Source organism: Mycoavidus cysteinexigens (assembly GCF_003966915.1).
GTDB classification, from domain to species: domain Bacteria; phylum Pseudomonadota; class Gammaproteobacteria; order Burkholderiales; family Burkholderiaceae; genus Mycoavidus; species Mycoavidus cysteinexigens.
In genome coordinates, this window is sequence record NZ_AP018150.1 from 1,258,787 (window position 1) to 1,276,190 (window position 17,404).

Annotated in this window: 8 protein-coding genes; 5 read left to right on the forward strand and 3 right to left on the reverse strand. The window is 48.2% G+C overall.

Features of this window, described 5'->3' with window-relative positions:
- Positions 1 to 86: 86 nt before the first annotated feature.
- Genes imuA through MCB1EB_RS05295 form a run of 3 tightly spaced genes read left to right on the forward strand, consistent with a single transcriptional unit; the run spans position 87 to position 5,337 of the window.
- Positions 87 to 725 carry a translesion DNA synthesis-associated protein ImuA gene (gene imuA / locus MCB1EB_RS05285; protein WP_045365618.1) on the forward strand — a complete coding sequence of 213 codons (639 nt, stop codon included), beginning with the start codon at positions 87 to 89 and terminating at the stop codon, positions 723 to 725.
- A gap of 1 nt (position 726) precedes the next feature.
- Entirely contained in the window at positions 727 to 2,187 is a 1,461-nt protein-coding gene (locus MCB1EB_RS05290; protein WP_045362388.1) for a Y-family DNA polymerase, read from the forward strand.
- A 3-nt stretch (positions 2,188 to 2,190) separates the two neighbouring features.
- Positions 2,191 to 5,337, forward strand: coding sequence for an error-prone DNA polymerase (locus tag MCB1EB_RS05295; RefSeq protein ID WP_045362386.1), 3,147 nt, complete (start codon positions 2,191 to 2,193; stop codon positions 5,335 to 5,337).
- A gap of 40 nt (positions 5,338 to 5,377) precedes the next feature.
- Here the strand turns inward: MCB1EB_RS05295 and MCB1EB_RS12355 are convergent, their stop codons facing one another.
- Both MCB1EB_RS12355 and MCB1EB_RS05300 read right to left on the reverse strand, forming a co-directional pair.
- Complete coding sequence (locus MCB1EB_RS12355) at positions 5,378 to 5,557, reverse strand: hypothetical protein (RefSeq protein WP_045362383.1); 180 nt, start codon at positions 5,555 to 5,557, stop codon at positions 5,378 to 5,380.
- A 314-nt stretch (positions 5,558 to 5,871) separates the two neighbouring features.
- Entirely contained in the window at positions 5,872 to 6,777 is a 906-nt protein-coding gene (locus tag MCB1EB_RS05300; RefSeq protein WP_045362380.1) for a hypothetical protein, read from the reverse strand.
- A gap of 577 nt (positions 6,778 to 7,354) precedes the next feature.
- Here MCB1EB_RS05300 and MCB1EB_RS05305 point away from each other — a divergent pair.
- Together MCB1EB_RS05305 and MCB1EB_RS05310 are read left to right on the forward strand one after the other, a co-directional pair.
- Positions 7,355 to 8,650, forward strand: a complete 1,296-nt coding sequence (locus MCB1EB_RS05305) for a hypothetical protein (protein WP_126353899.1) — start codon at positions 7,355 to 7,357, stop codon at positions 8,648 to 8,650.
- Between the two features lie 369 nt (positions 8,651 to 9,019).
- Positions 9,020 to 11,551, forward strand: a complete 2,532-nt coding sequence (locus MCB1EB_RS05310) for an ATP-binding protein (RefSeq protein WP_161566182.1) — start codon at positions 9,020 to 9,022, stop codon at positions 11,549 to 11,551.
- On the opposite strand, the gene MCB1EB_RS05315 is transcribed toward MCB1EB_RS05310, so the two are convergent.
- A complete protein-coding gene (locus tag MCB1EB_RS05315; RefSeq protein WP_161566183.1) occupies positions 11,548 to 17,328 on the reverse strand; it encodes a YadA-like family protein in 5,781 nt (1,926 codons plus the stop codon). The two genes, MCB1EB_RS05310 and MCB1EB_RS05315, sit on opposite strands and share 4 nt — an antisense overlap.
- Positions 17,329 to 17,404 lie beyond the last annotated feature (76 nt).

Genomic DNA, 17,404 nt, shown 5'->3' on the forward strand with positions numbered 1-17,404 from the left:
GCCCCTCTACAAAAATTTGCCTCGGCTTGAAAAGACGCATTTTTACGGGTAGTATACCTGTATATTTATACAGTATTATGCCATTCATGAGCCCTGCTCTATCTCTTTCTCCCGAGTCCATCCATCCTACGCTATGGTGCGGTGCGCAACGCGCACACGCGACACGCCGCTGCATCGATACAGGCCACCCTGAGCTGACCGCAGAATTGCCCGGAGGCGGCTGGCCACAAGGCGCATTCACGGAATTACTTGTCCAGCAACCGGGCATCGGCGAATTGCGGCTACTCGTGCCAGCGCTGCGCGCATTGGGCAGCCGTCCAGTCATGTTGATTAATCCACCACACCTATTGCAGCCGCTGGCGCTAGGTTACTGGGGTCTTGCCAGTGCGTCCTTCTGCGTGCTGCACGCGCCAAAGACGGCTGACGCGTTGTGGGCGGCCGAACAGGCGCTGCGCGCCGACTCGTGCGGCGCGGTGCTGCTGTGGCAATGCACCATGCGCGCCGAGGCACTACGCCGGCTGTCTCTGGCAGCGCAACACGGCCAGGCGCTGTGCTTTTTGCTACGCCCGCTTTCCGCGGCGCTCAACGCTTCACCCGCCCTGCTTCGGCTTACCCTAACCCCCGCGAGCGCTGGCGTCCAACTGACCCTCCTCAAGCGGCGCGGCTCGCCCCGAGACGAGCCGTTGTGCGTGCCGCTGAGTCCCTGCCCTATTTTGTTGAGTTGATATGCGTGTGTGGATTGGCATGCATCTGCCTTGCCTACCGCTTGAGTCATTCCGCCCATTGTGGTCTCCCTCTGATACGCGGGGTTGGGTGGTGCTGGAAAAAGACCGTGTCGCGCAACTCGACACCGTCGCGCGGGCATTGGGGGTCGTGCCAGGTATGCGTCGCGGCGGGGTACTCACGCTCGCGCCGCACGCGCAGATACGCGAGCGTGACCCCGCACGCGAACATACTCTCCAGCGCAGCGCGGCGCTCGCGCTGCTGCGCTTTACACCGCACGTTGTGCTGGCCGATGAGACAAGCGTGATACTCGACGTGTATGCAAGCCTTCGGCTTTTCGGGGGCATACGTGCGTTGCAGCGCGGAGCGCGCGCGCTCATCGAGGCATTCGGCGTGTCGGCCCATTGGGCCGTCGCCCCAACGGGTCAGGCCGCGTGGCTGCTCGCGCGCTCAGGGGGTGGCTACGCGCTGTCGTTCAAGACACTCAGCCGGGTGCTGGGACGCCAACCGCTCGCCATCTTGCCGCCGGCGCAACAGTACGCTGAATGGTTCGAGGGTCTGGGCTGCCGCACGATGGCGGATCTATGCTGCCTGCCACGCGCGGGACTGAATAAGCGGTGCGGCACCGCGCTGCTCGATGTGCTCGATCGCGCACTGGGTACCGCACCCGAAGCGTACGAGTGGCTACAAGCCCCGCCCGAGTTTGAGGCGCGCATCGATTTACCGGACCGAATCGAGCAAGCAGAAGCGGCGCTCTTTGCCACGCGCCGGCTGCTCCTACAGATGACGGGCTGGCTCGCCGCCCAGCAGCTCGCCGTCGTGCGCTTTGCCGTCGTACTCGAACACGAACGTGGCCGGTCTGCGATCGAACCGAGCATCATCGAGGTCGCGCTGGGCGAACCCATGTGGCACGATGCGCACCTCGTGCGCCTGCTCAAAGAGCGGCTTGCCCGCACCGAACTGCGCGCGCCGGTTATCGCTATACGGCTGCTTGCAAAAGACGTGCGCACAGTGCAGTTGCACAGCGACACGCTTTTTTCAGAGCCAGGCGGCTCAGCCACCGACCATGCGCGACTACTCGAGCTGCTCGTCGCACGCCTGGGCCGCGAGAATGTACTCCAACCCTTACCGCTCGCCGATCATCGCCCAGAGTTGGCCTCTCGCTGGGTACCCGTGGATAAGACATTCATCTCTGCGCCCTCGTCATTACCGCGTCCAGCCTGGCTACTGAAAGAACCGATCCAGATCATGCTACGCGGCAATCGGCTTTTCTACGGCACGCCGTTACGCCTTATCTCTTCAGCCGAGCGGATCGAAGCGGGCTGGCACGACCGGCACGTTGTGATGCGGGACTATTACGTCGCGCAATCCGAGGATCATGTGCACTACTGGGTGTATTGTGAACGGGTGGGCGTGAACGCCTCGCGCACACCGCGCTGGTTTCTCCATGGGCTATTTGGCTAGCGTATGGACACGCCAGCATACGGCGCACACCCTGACTATGCAGAACTACAGTGTGCGTCGAACTTCTCATTTCTGCAGGGTGCCTCGCATGCGGAGGAGCTGGTCGCGCGCGCCTCGCAACTTGCTTACACGGCACTCGCCATCACCGACGAATGCTCGCTTGCCGGCATCGTGCGTGCCCACCTCGAAGCAAAAAAGATCGGTTTACCGTTGATTGTGGGTGCGTACTTTCGGTTGACTCAACCGAATGGCGACGATCCGCTCGCGTTGACAGCGCTGGCGATGAATCGCAATGGCTATGGCAATCTATCCGAGTTCATTACGCTGGGCCGCATGCGCAGTGAGAAGGGCAAATACCAGTTATTCCAAGCGGATCTAGATTGTCTCAACGCAGATGTCCCCCACTTGCACGCGTTACCGGATTGTGTGGTCATTTTGAATCCAGAATACCCTGCCAATGCGCAGCGCCTTCACGACCAACTCACCTGGTTTAAGAAACTTTTTGGCACGCGCGCGTGGGTCGCGCTCACGCTACATGCACGCGCGCTGGACGACCTTCATCGAGACGTCGTGCAACGCGTTTCGGCGTTGCACAATGTGCCCATGGTCGCCACGGGCGCAGTTCTGATGCACGTTTGCTCACGCAAGCCATTGCAGGACATGCTGACCGCCATCCAGCGCCATCAGCCTGTGCATGCGTGCGGTTATGAACTAGCGCCCAATGCCGAACAGCATTTGCGCACGCGAACTAGGCTAGCCCTCCTCTATCCGCGCGATGCGCTCGAAGAAACCACCCGCATCGCCCGCCAGTGCCAGTTCTCATTGGACGAGCTGCGCTACGAATATCCCCAAGAGCTGGTTCCCGCTGAACACACGCCGAGCACTTATCTGCGCCAGGAAACCTATATCGGTGCGCATCGCCGCTTTCCCAGCGGTATCCCACCTACGGTACAACAACAGCTCGAGCACGAACTGGCGCTTATCGAGAGCTTGCGGTATGAGCCATACTTTTTAACTGTTTATGACGTTGTTACGTTCGCGCGCAGCGAAGGTATTCTTTGCCAAGGCCGCGGGTCCGCGGCGAACTCCGCAGTGTGCTACTGTCTCGGCGTGACCGAAGTCGATCCGGCGCGCTCGAGCTTGCTCTTTGAGCGCTTTATCAGCCAGGAACGGAACGAACCGCCCGATATTGACATTGATTTCGAGCACCAGCGCCGCGAAGAAGTGATGCAGTACATTTATCGTAAGTACGGACGCGAGCGCACAGCGCTGACTGCCGCAGTCACGACCTATCGGCCGCGCAGCGCCTTGCGCGACGCTGGCAAGGCGCTGGGCATCGATGCGCTAATCGTCGATCGCATAGCGAAGTCGCACCAGTGGTTTGACAGCCGCACCGATTTGCTTAAGCACTTTGCCGGGTCCGGGCTGGATACGCAAGCGCCGATGATCCAGCAGTGGGCGACGTTGGCCACGGCGCTGTTAGGCTTTCCGCGGCACCTGTCGCAGCACAGCGGCGGGTTCGTGATCAGCCAAGACCGCTTGAGCCGGCTCGTGCCAATCGAGAACGCGGCGATGCCGGATCGCTCGATCATTCAGTGGGACAAGGACGACATCGACGCGCTTGGGCTGCTAAAAATCGACATCTTAGCGCTCGGCATGCTCAGCGCCATCCGGCGCACGCTCGAACTGATTGCCGAGAAGCGGGGCGAACCGTTCGAGCTACAAGACATTCCGGCCAAGGACGAGGCGACTTACGACATGATGTGCAACGCCGACACCGTGGGCGTATTTCAAATCGAATCGCGCGCGCAGATGAGCATGTTGCCGCGCTTGCGTCCGCGCTGTTTCTACGATTTGGTGATTGAGGTGGCGCTGGTGCGCCCGGGTCCAATGCAAGGCGGTATGGTGCATCCGTACCTACGCCGGCGCGAGGGGCTTGAGACCGTGACCTATCCGAGCGACGCGATGAAAACGGCGCTAGCCCGCACGCTCGGCGTACCAATCTTTCAGGAACAGGTGATGCAAGTCGCAATGCTCGCAGCCGGTTTTTCTGCTGGTGAGGCTGACCAGTTACGCCGCGCAATGGCGGCCTGGCGCCGCAAGGGCGGACTCGGGCAGTATTATGATCGCATCGTCAACGGCATGATCGCGCGCGGCTATGATCGGCCCTTTGCTGAAGCGATTTTTGCGCAGATCCAGGGCTTTGGCGAGTATGGCTTCCCGGAAAGCCACGCAGCGAGCTTCGCACTACTCGTCTATGCGAGCGCGTGGCTCAAATGTCATGAACCGGCTGCCTTTTTATGCGCGCTGCTCAACAGTCAGCCGATGGGGTTTTATACGCCTTCGCAGTTGGTGCAGGACGCCCGTCGTCATGGGGTCGAAGTCTTGCCGGTCGATATTACCGTCAGCCATTGGGACTCTACCCTCGAAGGCGCGTGGACGCGCGCGCCCGTGCGACTCGGTCTGTCCCTGATCCGCGGCATGAAGGCCGAAGCCGCTGCGCGCATCGAATTGGCGCGCGCAGTCCAGTCTTTCACTGATGTGGCGGATCTAGCGCGGCGTGCCGCACTGAGTCGCCACGATTTACAGGCATTGGCCGCAGCCAATGCACTCGCTTCGCTGGCCGGTAATCGGCGCGCGGCGCTATGGCACGCCATGGCGGCAGTCCCTGATTCAGCGCTGTTACGCAACGCCTCTATCGATGACGCGACACCTGCATTCGCACCGCTTACCGAAGGACAAACAATCACTCACGATTACCGTGCGCTGGGCCTGACGCTGGGCCGCCATCCGCTCGCGTTGTTACGCACCCGGCTGCTGAAACACAATTTACTGCCGGCGACAACACTGGCACAGTGTCGCAACGGACAGCTTGTGCGCGCCTGCGGTATTGTGGCAGTACGCCAGCGTCCGGGCACGGCCAAAGGGGTGATGTTCGTGACGCTTGAGGATGAGACCGGGCAAGTCAACGTGATTGTATGGCCTTCATTGCTTGAGCGTCAGCGCAACGCAGCGCTTAATGCAACGCTACTTGCGGCAGATGGCGTATGGCAGCGACAAGGCAGTATCACCCATCTGGTCGCCAAGCGCCTGGTCGATTTATCTCATTTGCTCGGTACATTGAGCACGAAAAGCCGCAGCTTCCGTTGATAGAGGGCACTTTGACGTGTTTTGGACACAACATCAACAGTCAGCTAAGTTTACGTTTCACTAGAGCCTTGTGCTCCTCCTGTTGCTGGGTCTGCTGAACGTCGCGGGCTTGGTGCATCTCTTGGATCTTAGAAACAGCTGCTTGCACTTGTCGTTCGAGGCCGTCGACACCCAGCGCGCTCCTGTTCGCCAAGTCGTTAAAGTCGGTGTGCTGCTGCATGACAGTTAAGAATGCCTTTACCGATGCAGCTCAAGGTAGTTTGGAACCTTCGCCCGTACGCCGGTTCCGAGGGGCCTGCCCTCATCTTCGATACAGCATTGCGACCGAGGCTCGCGTCCCTACACATTTGTGACACACTAGCAAACTGCAATTGAAAACTCCTTGACCTGCAATCCATCGGCGCAAACCCACATTATTTGCGATTATTCTTTCCAAAAAACGATCGTTACCTGGACTTCAAATGAGCCATTACTATCTAGCCCTTACAGGTAAATTATCTGGAGTCCTTCTTATGTTAAATCCGGCAGTCCATTTCAAACTACGGGTCTACTAAAATGGATTAGTTCCGCATTTTCAAACTTGCAGTATGGCTTATAATGGGTTTCCCAAATTTCTTCGAACAGGCTAACTATGTTATACCATCCTCCTGTCCATACACCATTGTTAGCATCAACTAAAAAGCTATTCCCTAAATGTCTATAAACCGCAATCGCGTGGCCTGATTTTGTAGATAGTGGCCCTATACTTAGAACTAAGCGGATTAAACAATAGTTTCGAAAGTCAACGCTCCGAAAAAGTTCGCGCGGGACAAATTCTGATTTTAGAGAATAGTATTGAGAATCTGCAACACTGCTACCAATGACTACTGAGCGGAACATTTTGTCACGCTCTACTTTATGTTCAGCTTCATATTTTTTTTGTAACTCTGGCGAAAGAGTATCAAGAGTATCTTTATCAGACGTAAACGTATTAGAAATAAGTGTTGCCCCCCAAGATAATAGCGAATTCGACAACGCATTTTCTTCTGTCAGCTTTTTCTGCTCCGCCACATACTTTGCATCTAAGAGCTTACTCTCATCTACGTAACGATGCTGCAGTTCGTTGTGCCGCATTTGCACACCCATCAAAATCTGGACCCTCGAATTTCTACTGATCGGACTACCCGAATTATTATTGCTATTATGGCTGTCTGGATCAGTTCTATTTTGTACTTCTTGTTGTCTCATTCCAACATAAGTGTCCCACAACTTGGCGTTTTCTGGACAGAAATGCTTCGAAATCCAAAGGGTGGCTAGTCCAGCGCAATAACCCAAGCGTATTCCCGTTGCTTCAAGTTCCTTGTAAGTGAAATCTGAATCAATACTCTGGAAAATAGGAACTACCAGTTCAACATTGTGTTTTGCTTCAAGCTGTTTCCAAGCATTAAGGTCTAATGGCATTAAAGTCCTCTTACGCAAAATAATATTGTGCTTAATTTGTTAAACGACTTGTAAAACTTTCCAGCTCATGAGAGGAAATAGCGCACATAAATCTCCACCTTAATGATTTGACTAGTGAATAAATTTGTCAAGGTATTTTGCGTGTGTTTACGGACGATTCTCCCTGATACCCTACTTACTACGAGCAAACACGAAACGACTAGTTTTGGTATGCCCTCGCAAGCATCGTACTGGCGTAGCGTTCTACTAACGTACGATTTTTTCCGCAGTAAAATATCGTACTAACTGATACCTTTAGTTCGTTCGCAATCTTGCGCATGCTAAGTCCGTTAGCATTTCGTTCACGCCGTTCAACACAGTGGATTGACCCCTTAAATCGCTGGCAGGGAATTCCTGATCGGCAGGAATGATTTTGATATCGCGATCAGTAACGAATGCGGGCGCCTACTTGCTAACTTTTTTCTAATTTTTAAGAAACATCTATATGGTGATTCGTTTTATACGACTTTACTTCGCATTGTTTGCTAAATTCCTTCTCTTATTTATATAAAGTTGCGATTTTTATAGGAGTATATTGATGTTTAGAGCGCCTCATTTATCTTTTAGTATTCGATCCAAATCGGGCCAAAGTTCAAAGCAAAAAGAGAAAAAATCAGGCCCAAAAGAGGGGCCCCAACCTACAAATAGCGACGATAGTAACGCCGGCGGCCCATTAAAAGGGCTATTCTTTAAGATGCGTATAAAGTCAGATAAAGGTAATAAAGGTAATAAAGGTAAAAATAAAGCAGCTGATGACGACAAGGTCATAGATGTTAGTTCTTATGTACCCGATTCTTTTCGCTTAAACCCAGGCTCATCAACCAGAAAAAACTCTTCCGCAAATAAGCGACCTAATTCAGGCTCTACCAAAAGCGTGAATGGCGGTAATGGCGAAGATAATGATTCATTTGATTGCTCTAAAGCTGCTGATCTTGCAAAAGAAGGCAAACCTTCAATTTTTTTTAAAAAAATAAAAAAGAATACAAAAAAAATTACTGATCAAGCTAGTCAAAAATTTTCTTCTATTAAACACAATTTATCTGAAAATATAGATAGTTTGAAAATCGGTTTAGATAATTTGAGAGCGCGCGCTAGTGAGCATCTTTCTTCGATTAGGGAAAAAACTGAGAAGGCTGTATCTGAAAATAGACGCGATCTGAAAATGGGTTTAAAAAAACTTAGGAGAAGAGCTATTTATTCTGTTGGTAACAGTTATCTTGCCGCTCATTTTAAAAAACCGTCTGCCCTTGACAAGGAAATGAAAAAGGCGCTGAATAAATGGAAAATAAAAAAAGAATCAGAAAGTAAGCATGAAAAAGATTCAGATTTGATAAATTTACGCGTGGCAACGCTTGCCGATCGGATTTATAAGAATAGAGTTAGGAAACATAATTATATTGATATTGAAAAAGTTCGCAAATCGATGCTTAAGGGTAGGCAATATAATGAGCATCAAATAGCGGAAGAATATCGTAAAATTGATGAATTATTTTTTGATGAAAAATTCCAGTCAATTTTGAAAGCATACATGCCAGAAAAAGATTTAAAAAAAGGAAATATTTATATTTCTCCTTCAATGCAAAATGATATATCGGAAGCGACTAAGAGTGCTGCTCCATTTTCAAGTTCTCTGCCAATAGCAAGTACTTTTCGAACCGCTCCCATTAATATAAATAATTTAGATGAAGAAGATGAAGAATTAGACATGCTTGACATACCTGAAGTACCTGATTCAAGTGTGCATGATTCAGATGAGGGAAATGAAGGATTACCAATTGCTTCTGAAGTACCGCCTGGACAAACTGGATTTTATAACGATATGGGTACCGTCTAAAGTCTGATCAAAAATATCAAATAAAATTTAATTTTTTTGTTCTCTAGTTCTCTGATATGGGCAATATTAATCTACCTTAACATATTGCCCATATTTTTTAATTTTTCATGTCAGCTTAAACTCTAACTTAAAATAATGGTTCGAAAGTAAACGAAGCCGAATTAGATTATCTCCCTACAACATTAAACAAGTATCAACCCACTCACGCTTAACCATAACTTCCACCCCAAACAAAAGATTGTTGTTATATAGCAATTAATGCATACTGCATTGGCCGTCTCTCCGGTATGATCCTGCCCTTTGCTTATAGATTCTAGCGTTTTGGCTCTTACGCAAATCTCTCCCCAAACACCTCGAATGAGCATATATTTGGACCGCAAACTTTGCTACTCGTTGTGGTTAGCGGTTACCTTGATAATCTCGACTCACGTGTATAGCGCTGAGAAAAAAATTTGCTTTTCTGCTGAAGAGCGGGTTTGGCTTGAGCAGCGCCCAGTAGTGCGGATCGCGGTAGCGCCGGATTGGGGGCCGATTGAATTTATTGAGCATGGCCAGCATCAAGGTTTAACCGCTGGCTACCTACAGGCTATTACACAAATCAGCGGCTTACAGTTTCAGCTCGTCCCTACCCGCTCTTTGCAAGCATCGCTCAAAAAATTAAGAGCCGGCCAGGTTGATCTATTGCCGGTTGCTTATGGCTTTCCTGAGGTTGATGAGGCGCTGGGCTATGTGCGTTGCACGCGTCCTTATTTTAGCGGCTCAAGTGTTGTGATTACCAAGGGTGAGACCCCGGTAACCGGAGATCTGCGCCAACTCGCCGGCCATGTGGTGGCCATTAGTAACAGTGCATTTTACGCGTACTGGTTGCGTCAGTATCACCCCGATATCAAAGTATTACAGGTGACTTCGCCAGAAGCCGCGCTCTCCGCTGTAGCCAAAAACAAGGCGTATGCAGCGTTAGGCTTTGGCATGAATTTTCATCATTTAATGAAGACAAAGTACCGGGGCATACTTTTTTATTCAAGTAAGGTCCCTAATTTACCCATTATTGGCCGCATGGGGGTACGAGGCGATCTTGTTTTATTGCGCGATATTTTAGATAAATCTCTCGCTATGCTTTCAGCCGCGCAAAAAGATGAAATTGAACAGCGCTGGATTTATCTTTCTCCTCAGCCGGCTAAGACGCAACCCGCACCTCAAATAGTAGCGTCACAAACTTCATTTTATAGCATCTATAATGAAGCGTTAGTGCTTGCGGTTAGCTCAATTATTTTTATTTGTCTGGTTTTTCATCTGTGGCAAACGCATAAAAAGGCTTCTGAAACAGTCAAAGAAAAATCTATGTTACTGGCTATTTTCAGCCATGAATTACGTACGCCGATTAGCGCTATTATCAGCGCAGTTGAAATGCTTAAAAGGTTTTCTGGCGATGCAAGGCGGCAATCGCGCTTGATTGCCGTGACTGAATCCACCGCTCAATCACTCCTATTATTACTGAACGATACCCTCAATAACGCTGGGGATTTGTCGTTTAAAAAAACTCCAGTACAGCCCGCCGAGCTAGCCAAAGAAGTGGTAGATGTTGTGGCTGCGCCCGCTGCAAATAAGCATTTGCCTATTTTTATTCAGATAAGTGAAAATTTGCCGGAACGAATTTGTTTAGACGTTTTACGATTTAAGCAAATTTGTGTCAATTTACTTGCTAATGCAGTTAAATTTACCGATACCGGCTCAGTCACTTTAAAGCTTGCAATAGATAAATCGGATTTTGTTGAAAATACCGCTGAACTTATTTTATCTGTGTGTGACACTGGGATCGGGATTTGCCCACAACAACAAACCCGTTTGTTCCGCCCTTTCTCCCAAGCTAATCATTCAATTGCACGCCGCTATGGCGGCTCTGGCTTGGGGCTAGCGATTTCAAATAAGCTAGCTAAACGCATGGGTGGGTATATTATGATTAACAGCGTGCCGAATCAAGGCACGACAGCGAGCGTACGGGTTCCGATACAAGTGCTGAAATGGCATTCTGAGGCTGGCGCTAGCCAAGACGAAAGGCCGTGTGTTCCAACACAAACTCAACAGAATGCGAAGCAACCTCCATTACTAAGCGTAACGCAGCCGGCGGCCGCACCGCGTGCTGTGCCTAAGGTGCTTTTGATTGAAGACCATATTGCCATTCAATCTGTTGTACTGGAGCAGATTACCCTGCTTGGTTATCATGCTGTGCTTGCTACGCATGGCGCGCAAGGGTTGAAAATTTGGCAAGAACAGGAATTTCCAATTGTACTGGTGGATTGTTCACTGCCTGATATGGATGGTTACACCGTAGCGCGTGAAATTCGGAGCATCGAGCGGGAGCGAGGTCCGCTTTATCCGTACACTGCCCTCTTCGCCCTTTCTGCCGCTACCGATGACGCGCATCAAATGCAATGTTTGACGAGTGGCATGGATGGGGTGCTCAGCAAACCGCTAGAGAGTGAAGTATTACAACGTATATTGGCTGTTTGGGCGCCCTTGCCTACTCTTGAGAATAATTTTGAAAGCCTGGCGCATCAGTCGGCAGCTTTTTCTGAGGCAAATGGTTTGGAAGGCGTGAAAGAAACGACCCGGACCCCAAGCGAAGATCCGCATCATCTCATTACACGTTTTCAACAAACTACGGTGCAAGATATTCACCAACTTAATGCTGCTTTAAACCAGTGCGACATGGAAGGCGTTGCCCGCTATGCGCACCGGATTAAAGGCTCAGCTTTAATGTTTAAGTTTTCTTCGATTGCTGACACGGCTGACCAACTCGAAACATCTGCCCGCTCGCGCAGCACGGATCGAGCACGGCTAGACAAAGCGTTACAGGCTTTACGTGAAGCCTGTAACGGTCAGCTCTACCCGTTGACTTAAAATTCGTAGCCAACCTGTACACGCATCCCTGCGTCTGAGCCTGCTTTTGAAGCAGCAGCATTAATGACCACTTGCCCCCCGCGTGAACGGTAAGTTACTCCAACACCAGTTGCTTTGTGACCTTTAAAGCTTGCGGTGCCTATACTTACCATGGTACGGCCAGGACTAACTGATCCCATATTGGGCATAGCCATGGCGGCCGCTACTCCTGAATAGGCGTGGTTTGCTACGTTGTTGATGCTTTGGCGCATATCATTTATGTTTTGCCCCATTTCATTCATGCCCTGTCGTATTTCATTCATACCTTGCCCCATTTCAGAAAAACGTTGGTCTGTGTATTGAACTGAATAATTGATGCCCTCAAGAAGCTGGGCCCCGTTGACTGCATCAGTGCTGTCTTCTGATATTTTGCCAGGTGCTACGTTCGAGAGTTTGACAAGAGTTTTAGAACCGACGCCACCTAGAGTAACAGTATTACGGTTGTGATTATCGTAAAGTACTGGATTAATATGGTTTCCTGAAGTGGCGTCAATCGTATTAAACCGTAGCTCAAAGTTGTCAAGTTTTTCTTCGAAAGCTATAAATTTATCGTTATTAGCTGTGATGTTTTGCTTGGCTGTTGTAGCTACCATCATAAAATCAGCTTTCTCATTAGCAATTTCTTCTTGAGCCTCTAAAGCAGCGCTTGCGACCGTTGTTAAGTGAGTTGCCATATTTTCTTGAGCAGTTGTAGCGGCGTTATTGACAGCCGTTGCATCAGTCGAGATCGATTCTTGAGCCTCTGTAGCAGCGCTTGCGACCGTGGTTACGTGAGTTGCCATATTTTCTTGAGCAGTTGTGGCAACGTTATTGACAGCCGTTTCATTAGTCGAGATCGATTCTTGAGCCTCTGTAGCAGCGCTTGCGACCGTGGTTACGTGAGTTGCCATATTTTCTTGAGCAGTTGTGGCAACGTTATTGACAGCCGTTTCATTAGTTGAGATCGATTCTTGAGCACCTGTAGCAGCGCTTGCGACTGTGGTTACGTGAGTTGCCATACTTTCTTGAGCAGTTGTGGCAACGTTATTGACAGTCGTTTCATTAGTCGAGATCGATTCTTGAGCACCTGTAGCAGCGCTTGCGACTGTGGTTACGCGAGTTGCCATACTTTCTTGAGCAGTTGTGGCAGCGTTATTGACAGCCGTTTCATTAGTCGAGATCGATTCTTGAGCCTCTGTAGCAGCGCTTGCGACCGTGGTTACGTGAGTTGCCATACTTTCTTGAGCAGCTGTGGCAACGTTATTGACAGTCGTTTCATTAGTCGAGATCGATTCTTGAGCACCTGTAGCAGCGCTTGCGACCGTGGTTACGTGAGTTGCCATATTTTCTTGAGCAGTTGTGGCAGCGTTATTGACTGTCGTCGCATTAGTCGAGATCGATTCTTGAGCACCTGTAGCGGCGCTTGCGACCGTAGTTACGCGAGTTGCCATACTTCCTTGAGCAGCTATGGCAGCGTTATTGACAGCCGTTTCATTAGTTGAGATCGATTCTTGAGCCTCTGTAGCAGCGCTTGCGACCGTAGTTACGCGAGTTGCCATACTTACTTGAGCAGTTGTGGCAGCGTTATTGACTGTCGTTTCATTAGTCGAGATCGTTTCTTGAGCACCTGTAGCAGCGCTTGCGACCGTAGTTACGCGAGTTGCCATACTTACTTGAGCAGTTGTGGCAGCGTTATTGACTGTCGTTTCATTAGTCGAGATCGTTTCTTGAGCACCTGTAGCGGCGCTTGCGACCGTAGTTACGCGAGTTGCCATACTTCCTTGAGCAGCTATGGCAGCGTTATTGACAGCCGTTTCATTAGTCGAGATCGTTTCTTGAGCCTCTGTAGCAGCGCTTGCGACCGTGGTTACGTGAGTTGCCATATTTTCTTGAGCAGTTGTAGCGGCGTTATTGACAGCCGTTTCATTAGTCGAGATCGATTCTTGAGCCTCTGTAGCAGCGCTTGCGACCGTGGTTACGTGGGTTGTCATATTTTCTTGAGCAGTTGTAGCGGCGTTATTGACAGCCGTTTCATTAGTCGAGATCGATTCTTGAGCACCTGTAGCAGCGCTTGCGACCATGGTTACGTGAGTTGTCATATTTTCTTGAGCAGTTGTAGCGGCGTTATTGACAGCCGTTTCATTAGTCGAGATCGATTCTTGAGCACCTGTAGCAGCGCTTGCGAGCGTGGTTACGTGAGTTGTCATATTTTCTTGAGCAGTTGTAGCGGCGTTATTGACAGCCGTTTCATTAGTCGAGATCGATTCTTGAGCACCTGTAGCAGCGCTTGCGACCGTAGTTACGCGAGTTGCCATACTTCCTTGAGCAGCTATGGCAGCGTTATTGACAACCGTTTCATTAGTCGAGATCGATTCTTGAGCCTCTGTAGCAGCGCTTGCGACCGTGGTTACGTGAGTTGTCATATTTTCTTGAGCAGTTGTAGCGGCGTTATTGACAGCCGTTTCATTAGTCGAGATCGATTCTTGAGCCTCTGTAGCAGCGCTTGCGACCGTGGTTACGTGAGTTGTCATATTTTCTTGAGCAGCTATGGCAGCGTTATTGACAGCCGTTTCATTAGTCGAGATCGATTCTTGAGCACCTGTAGCAGCGCTTGCGACCGTAGTTACGCGAGTTGCCATACTTCCTTGAGCAGCTATGGCAGCGTTATTGACAACCGTTTCATTAGTCGAGATCGATTCTTGAGCCTCTGTAGCAGCGCTTGCGACCGTGGTTACGTGAGTTGTCATATTTTCTTGAGCAGTTGTAGCGGCGTTATTGACAGCCGTTTCATTAGTCGAGATCGATTCTTGAGCCTCTGTAGCAGCGCTTGCGACCGTGGTTACGTGAGTTGTCATATTTTCTTGAGCAGTTGTAGCGGCGTTATTGACAGCCGTTTCATTAGTCGAGATCGATTCTTGAGCCTCTGTAGCAGCGCTTGCGACCGTGGTTACGTGAGTTGTCATATTTTCTTGAGCAGTTGTAGCGGCGTTATTGACAGCCGTTTCATTAGTCGAGATCGATTCTTGAGCCTCTGTAGCAGCGCTTGCGACCGTAGTTACGCGAGTTGCCATACTTCCTTGAGCAGCTATGGCAGCGTTATTGACAGTCGTTGCATTAGTCGAGATCGTTTCTTGAGCCTCTGTAGCAGCGCTCGCGACCGTGGCTGTGTGAGTTGCCATGCTTCCTTGAACAGCAGCAGTAGCTTCATTACCGACAGTAACAGCACTGTTACTTTGAAATAAGCCTGCCAGTGTTTCACTACTGGTTTCACGAATAGGCACTAAGTTTGAGCTGAAGTATTTTCTTTTTAGCTTATTGTTTGGACTAGAGTTAGAACTTGTAGTGTGGTTAGTGTCTGTATCGCTATCGGATAATGAGAAGGGATCATTATCGCTATTACTTGTAAAATTAGATGAGTGTACTAGCATTTCAGTTATATCAGTTGCTTGCGTTATACCATTTATGGCCGATTCGAGGAGTACTTGAAAATGGGGCTCTAATTGGCATATGGATTCGACTACCGTGTATAATTTTTTTACATCACTAACCAAAATATTGAATGTTTTTTTAGATACTGTGTTTTGGCGCTTAGATGTAGCAGTGTCTCGCCTGTTTGTTGTTGCGCTACTATCACTTGAATTTCCTTCATTAAGATACATTTTCTTCTTGTTTTTTTTTCTTGAGAAAATTATAGAATCTTTATTGGGGCTAAGGGGAGACTTTCTAGCAGTATTATAATTATTTGAACTTAAAGAAAATGGGGCATCACTGTCTTCTTCGAGAGGGTGATAACCTGGTGCGAACATAGCAAGCTCTTCTCCAAGAGACGCACGGGATGAACGAGCTGAGTTATTAAATGTTGGTATTTGATTTACTGCTGGGCTGGTACTTAGCATATTTTCAAAAGCTTGGCTTTCAACATAGCTGTCAAGAGTCTCTTGAATATATTTTTGAAGATTATATGATCCTGCAGGATCTAAACTAATCTGTTCAGTTTTGTTTTTAACTGTTTTGACCTCATCTGTGATAAGGTTTACATCTGCTACCATGCTGTTAATTTTTCCATCAAATTCATTAATTTTTGCGCTAACTTGGCCATAATTTATAGCGATAGCGTTATTAAATTCTTTTGACTTGTCTCTAAGCTGAGCCATGGTTGCTGCATCGTTATCAAGGATACCGGGAGCAATATTTCTAAGGATCACTCCTGATTTTTCTTGAGGAATTAATTTGATAACGTTATGATCTCTTTCATAGTCAATTATATTCATTGAATGCCTGCGGCCGTCAGAAAATGTTTCGGGCCTATTGGATATTGAATGATTACGAAGTCTTTTTAATGCCTCATCATTCTCGTCTTTAAATTCAACTAATTCATCTACTCTACGTTTTTCATCTAATGCTTTAACTTCTTGTTCTATATTTCTTGTAATTATATCTAATTCTAATTTCTCAATTTTACCATCTATAGGCATTAATTTATCGACATCTTTTCTTAAAGAATTAAGTGTATTATCAAAATTTCTATATGAACTTTCAATATGGTTATCATTATAGGTTTTTAATCGAATTTCGGCTTCATTCAATTCTTTTACAACTTGTCTAACATTCACTGCATCAGTCGGATCTTGACCATCCTGGACATGAGTAATTTGACGTAGATTTTCTGGTCTCCCTACTGATACCGTATCTCGTCTTTCGCTAATACTATTCGCACCAAGTGCGACTGAATTGTATGCATCTGCAACAGCACCATATCCAAGTGCGAGTGAATTGTATGCATTCGCGATAGCCCCATGTCCAAATGATGAAGCCTGCTCACGATTCGCTCGTGCATTGCTGCCAAATGTAGTAGTCCCAACACCTAAAGCTGATGCATACACACCAAATGCAGTTGCTCCGGAGCCTTCTGCACCGCTATATAGGCCCAGGGAAAGCGGAGGTATAGACGTTCCTAGCTGGATGGACTCATCTGTCAGAAATAATGATGGAAATAATAAATTAAGTTTAGAATTAAATTGATCTAAGTTTTTTATAAAAAAACCTTTTGTCAAACTTTCTATTTCTTGGGTTTTTTCATTTAATTTATAATCAAGTACCTTAAGGGAGACTGCATCTCCACCTTCTTTGGCTGGTGCGAGTCCACGAATTATTGTAGGGCGACCGCCATTCTTATCCAATGTAATTGAGTCTGTATCAGATTCATTATTTTTAGTATCATCATAAAAGACCGGCCTTTTGTAAGGTTCTACATCTAACTCTTTAAGGTAATCTGAATACTCGGTATATGTATATGTTTTGCCATTTATTTCAATCTTACCGTCAGAGAACGTAGAGCCAACAGAGTCAATAGAGCTATTAGGGTCAATCAAATTTTCCGGTGATAATAATTTTTCGCTTGATCTCTTGTTTTTCTCAAGCGTAACTTTGCCTATATCAACTTCGTTGAGTCCCATATCAAATAGGTTAGAGCTTTGTCGGATTTGAGAGCTAGATCTAGGTCTCTCCTTTGACGCGTTTGGTAGCAAGTCAGAGTCAGATCCTCTGCGTGTAGATGAAATAGATGGAATTTCTATTTGTGGATTAGAGCTCTGATCTGGCGATATAGAGTCATTCGGTTCGCCATTTACAGCATGTCCCAGTGTGCTGGCAATAACACTTAAACTAATTGCTGTATAAAAAAATGTTTTCCGTAATAATACACATACATATTTAATAAATTTACTTTGCTCAACTTTGTTTTTGGTGAGCGCATTCAAAAAATTTAAATTACAAAAGTACCGCATTAAAACCTCAAAATAAAAATAGTTAAATATATCTTAAAAGACCTTGAAT

Coding starts and splice junctions, on each gene's coding strand:
- MCB1EB_RS12355 (WP_045362383.1), bottom strand. CDS start 5,557: ATGCAGCAGCACACCGACTTTAACGACTTGGCGAACAGGAGCGCGCTG.
- MCB1EB_RS05305 (WP_126353899.1), top strand. CDS start 7,355: ATGTTTAGAGCGCCTCATTTATCTTTTAGTATTCGATCCAAATCGGGC.
- imuA (WP_045365618.1), top strand. CDS start 87: ATGAGCCCTGCTCTATCTCTTTCTCCCGAGTCCATCCATCCTACGCTA.
- MCB1EB_RS05295 (WP_045362386.1), top strand. CDS start 2,191: ATGGACACGCCAGCATACGGCGCACACCCTGACTATGCAGAACTACAG.
- MCB1EB_RS05300 (WP_045362380.1), bottom strand. CDS start 6,777: ATGCCATTAGACCTTAATGCTTGGAAACAGCTTGAAGCAAAACACAAT.
- MCB1EB_RS05290 (WP_045362388.1), top strand. CDS start 727: ATGCGTGTGTGGATTGGCATGCATCTGCCTTGCCTACCGCTTGAGTCA.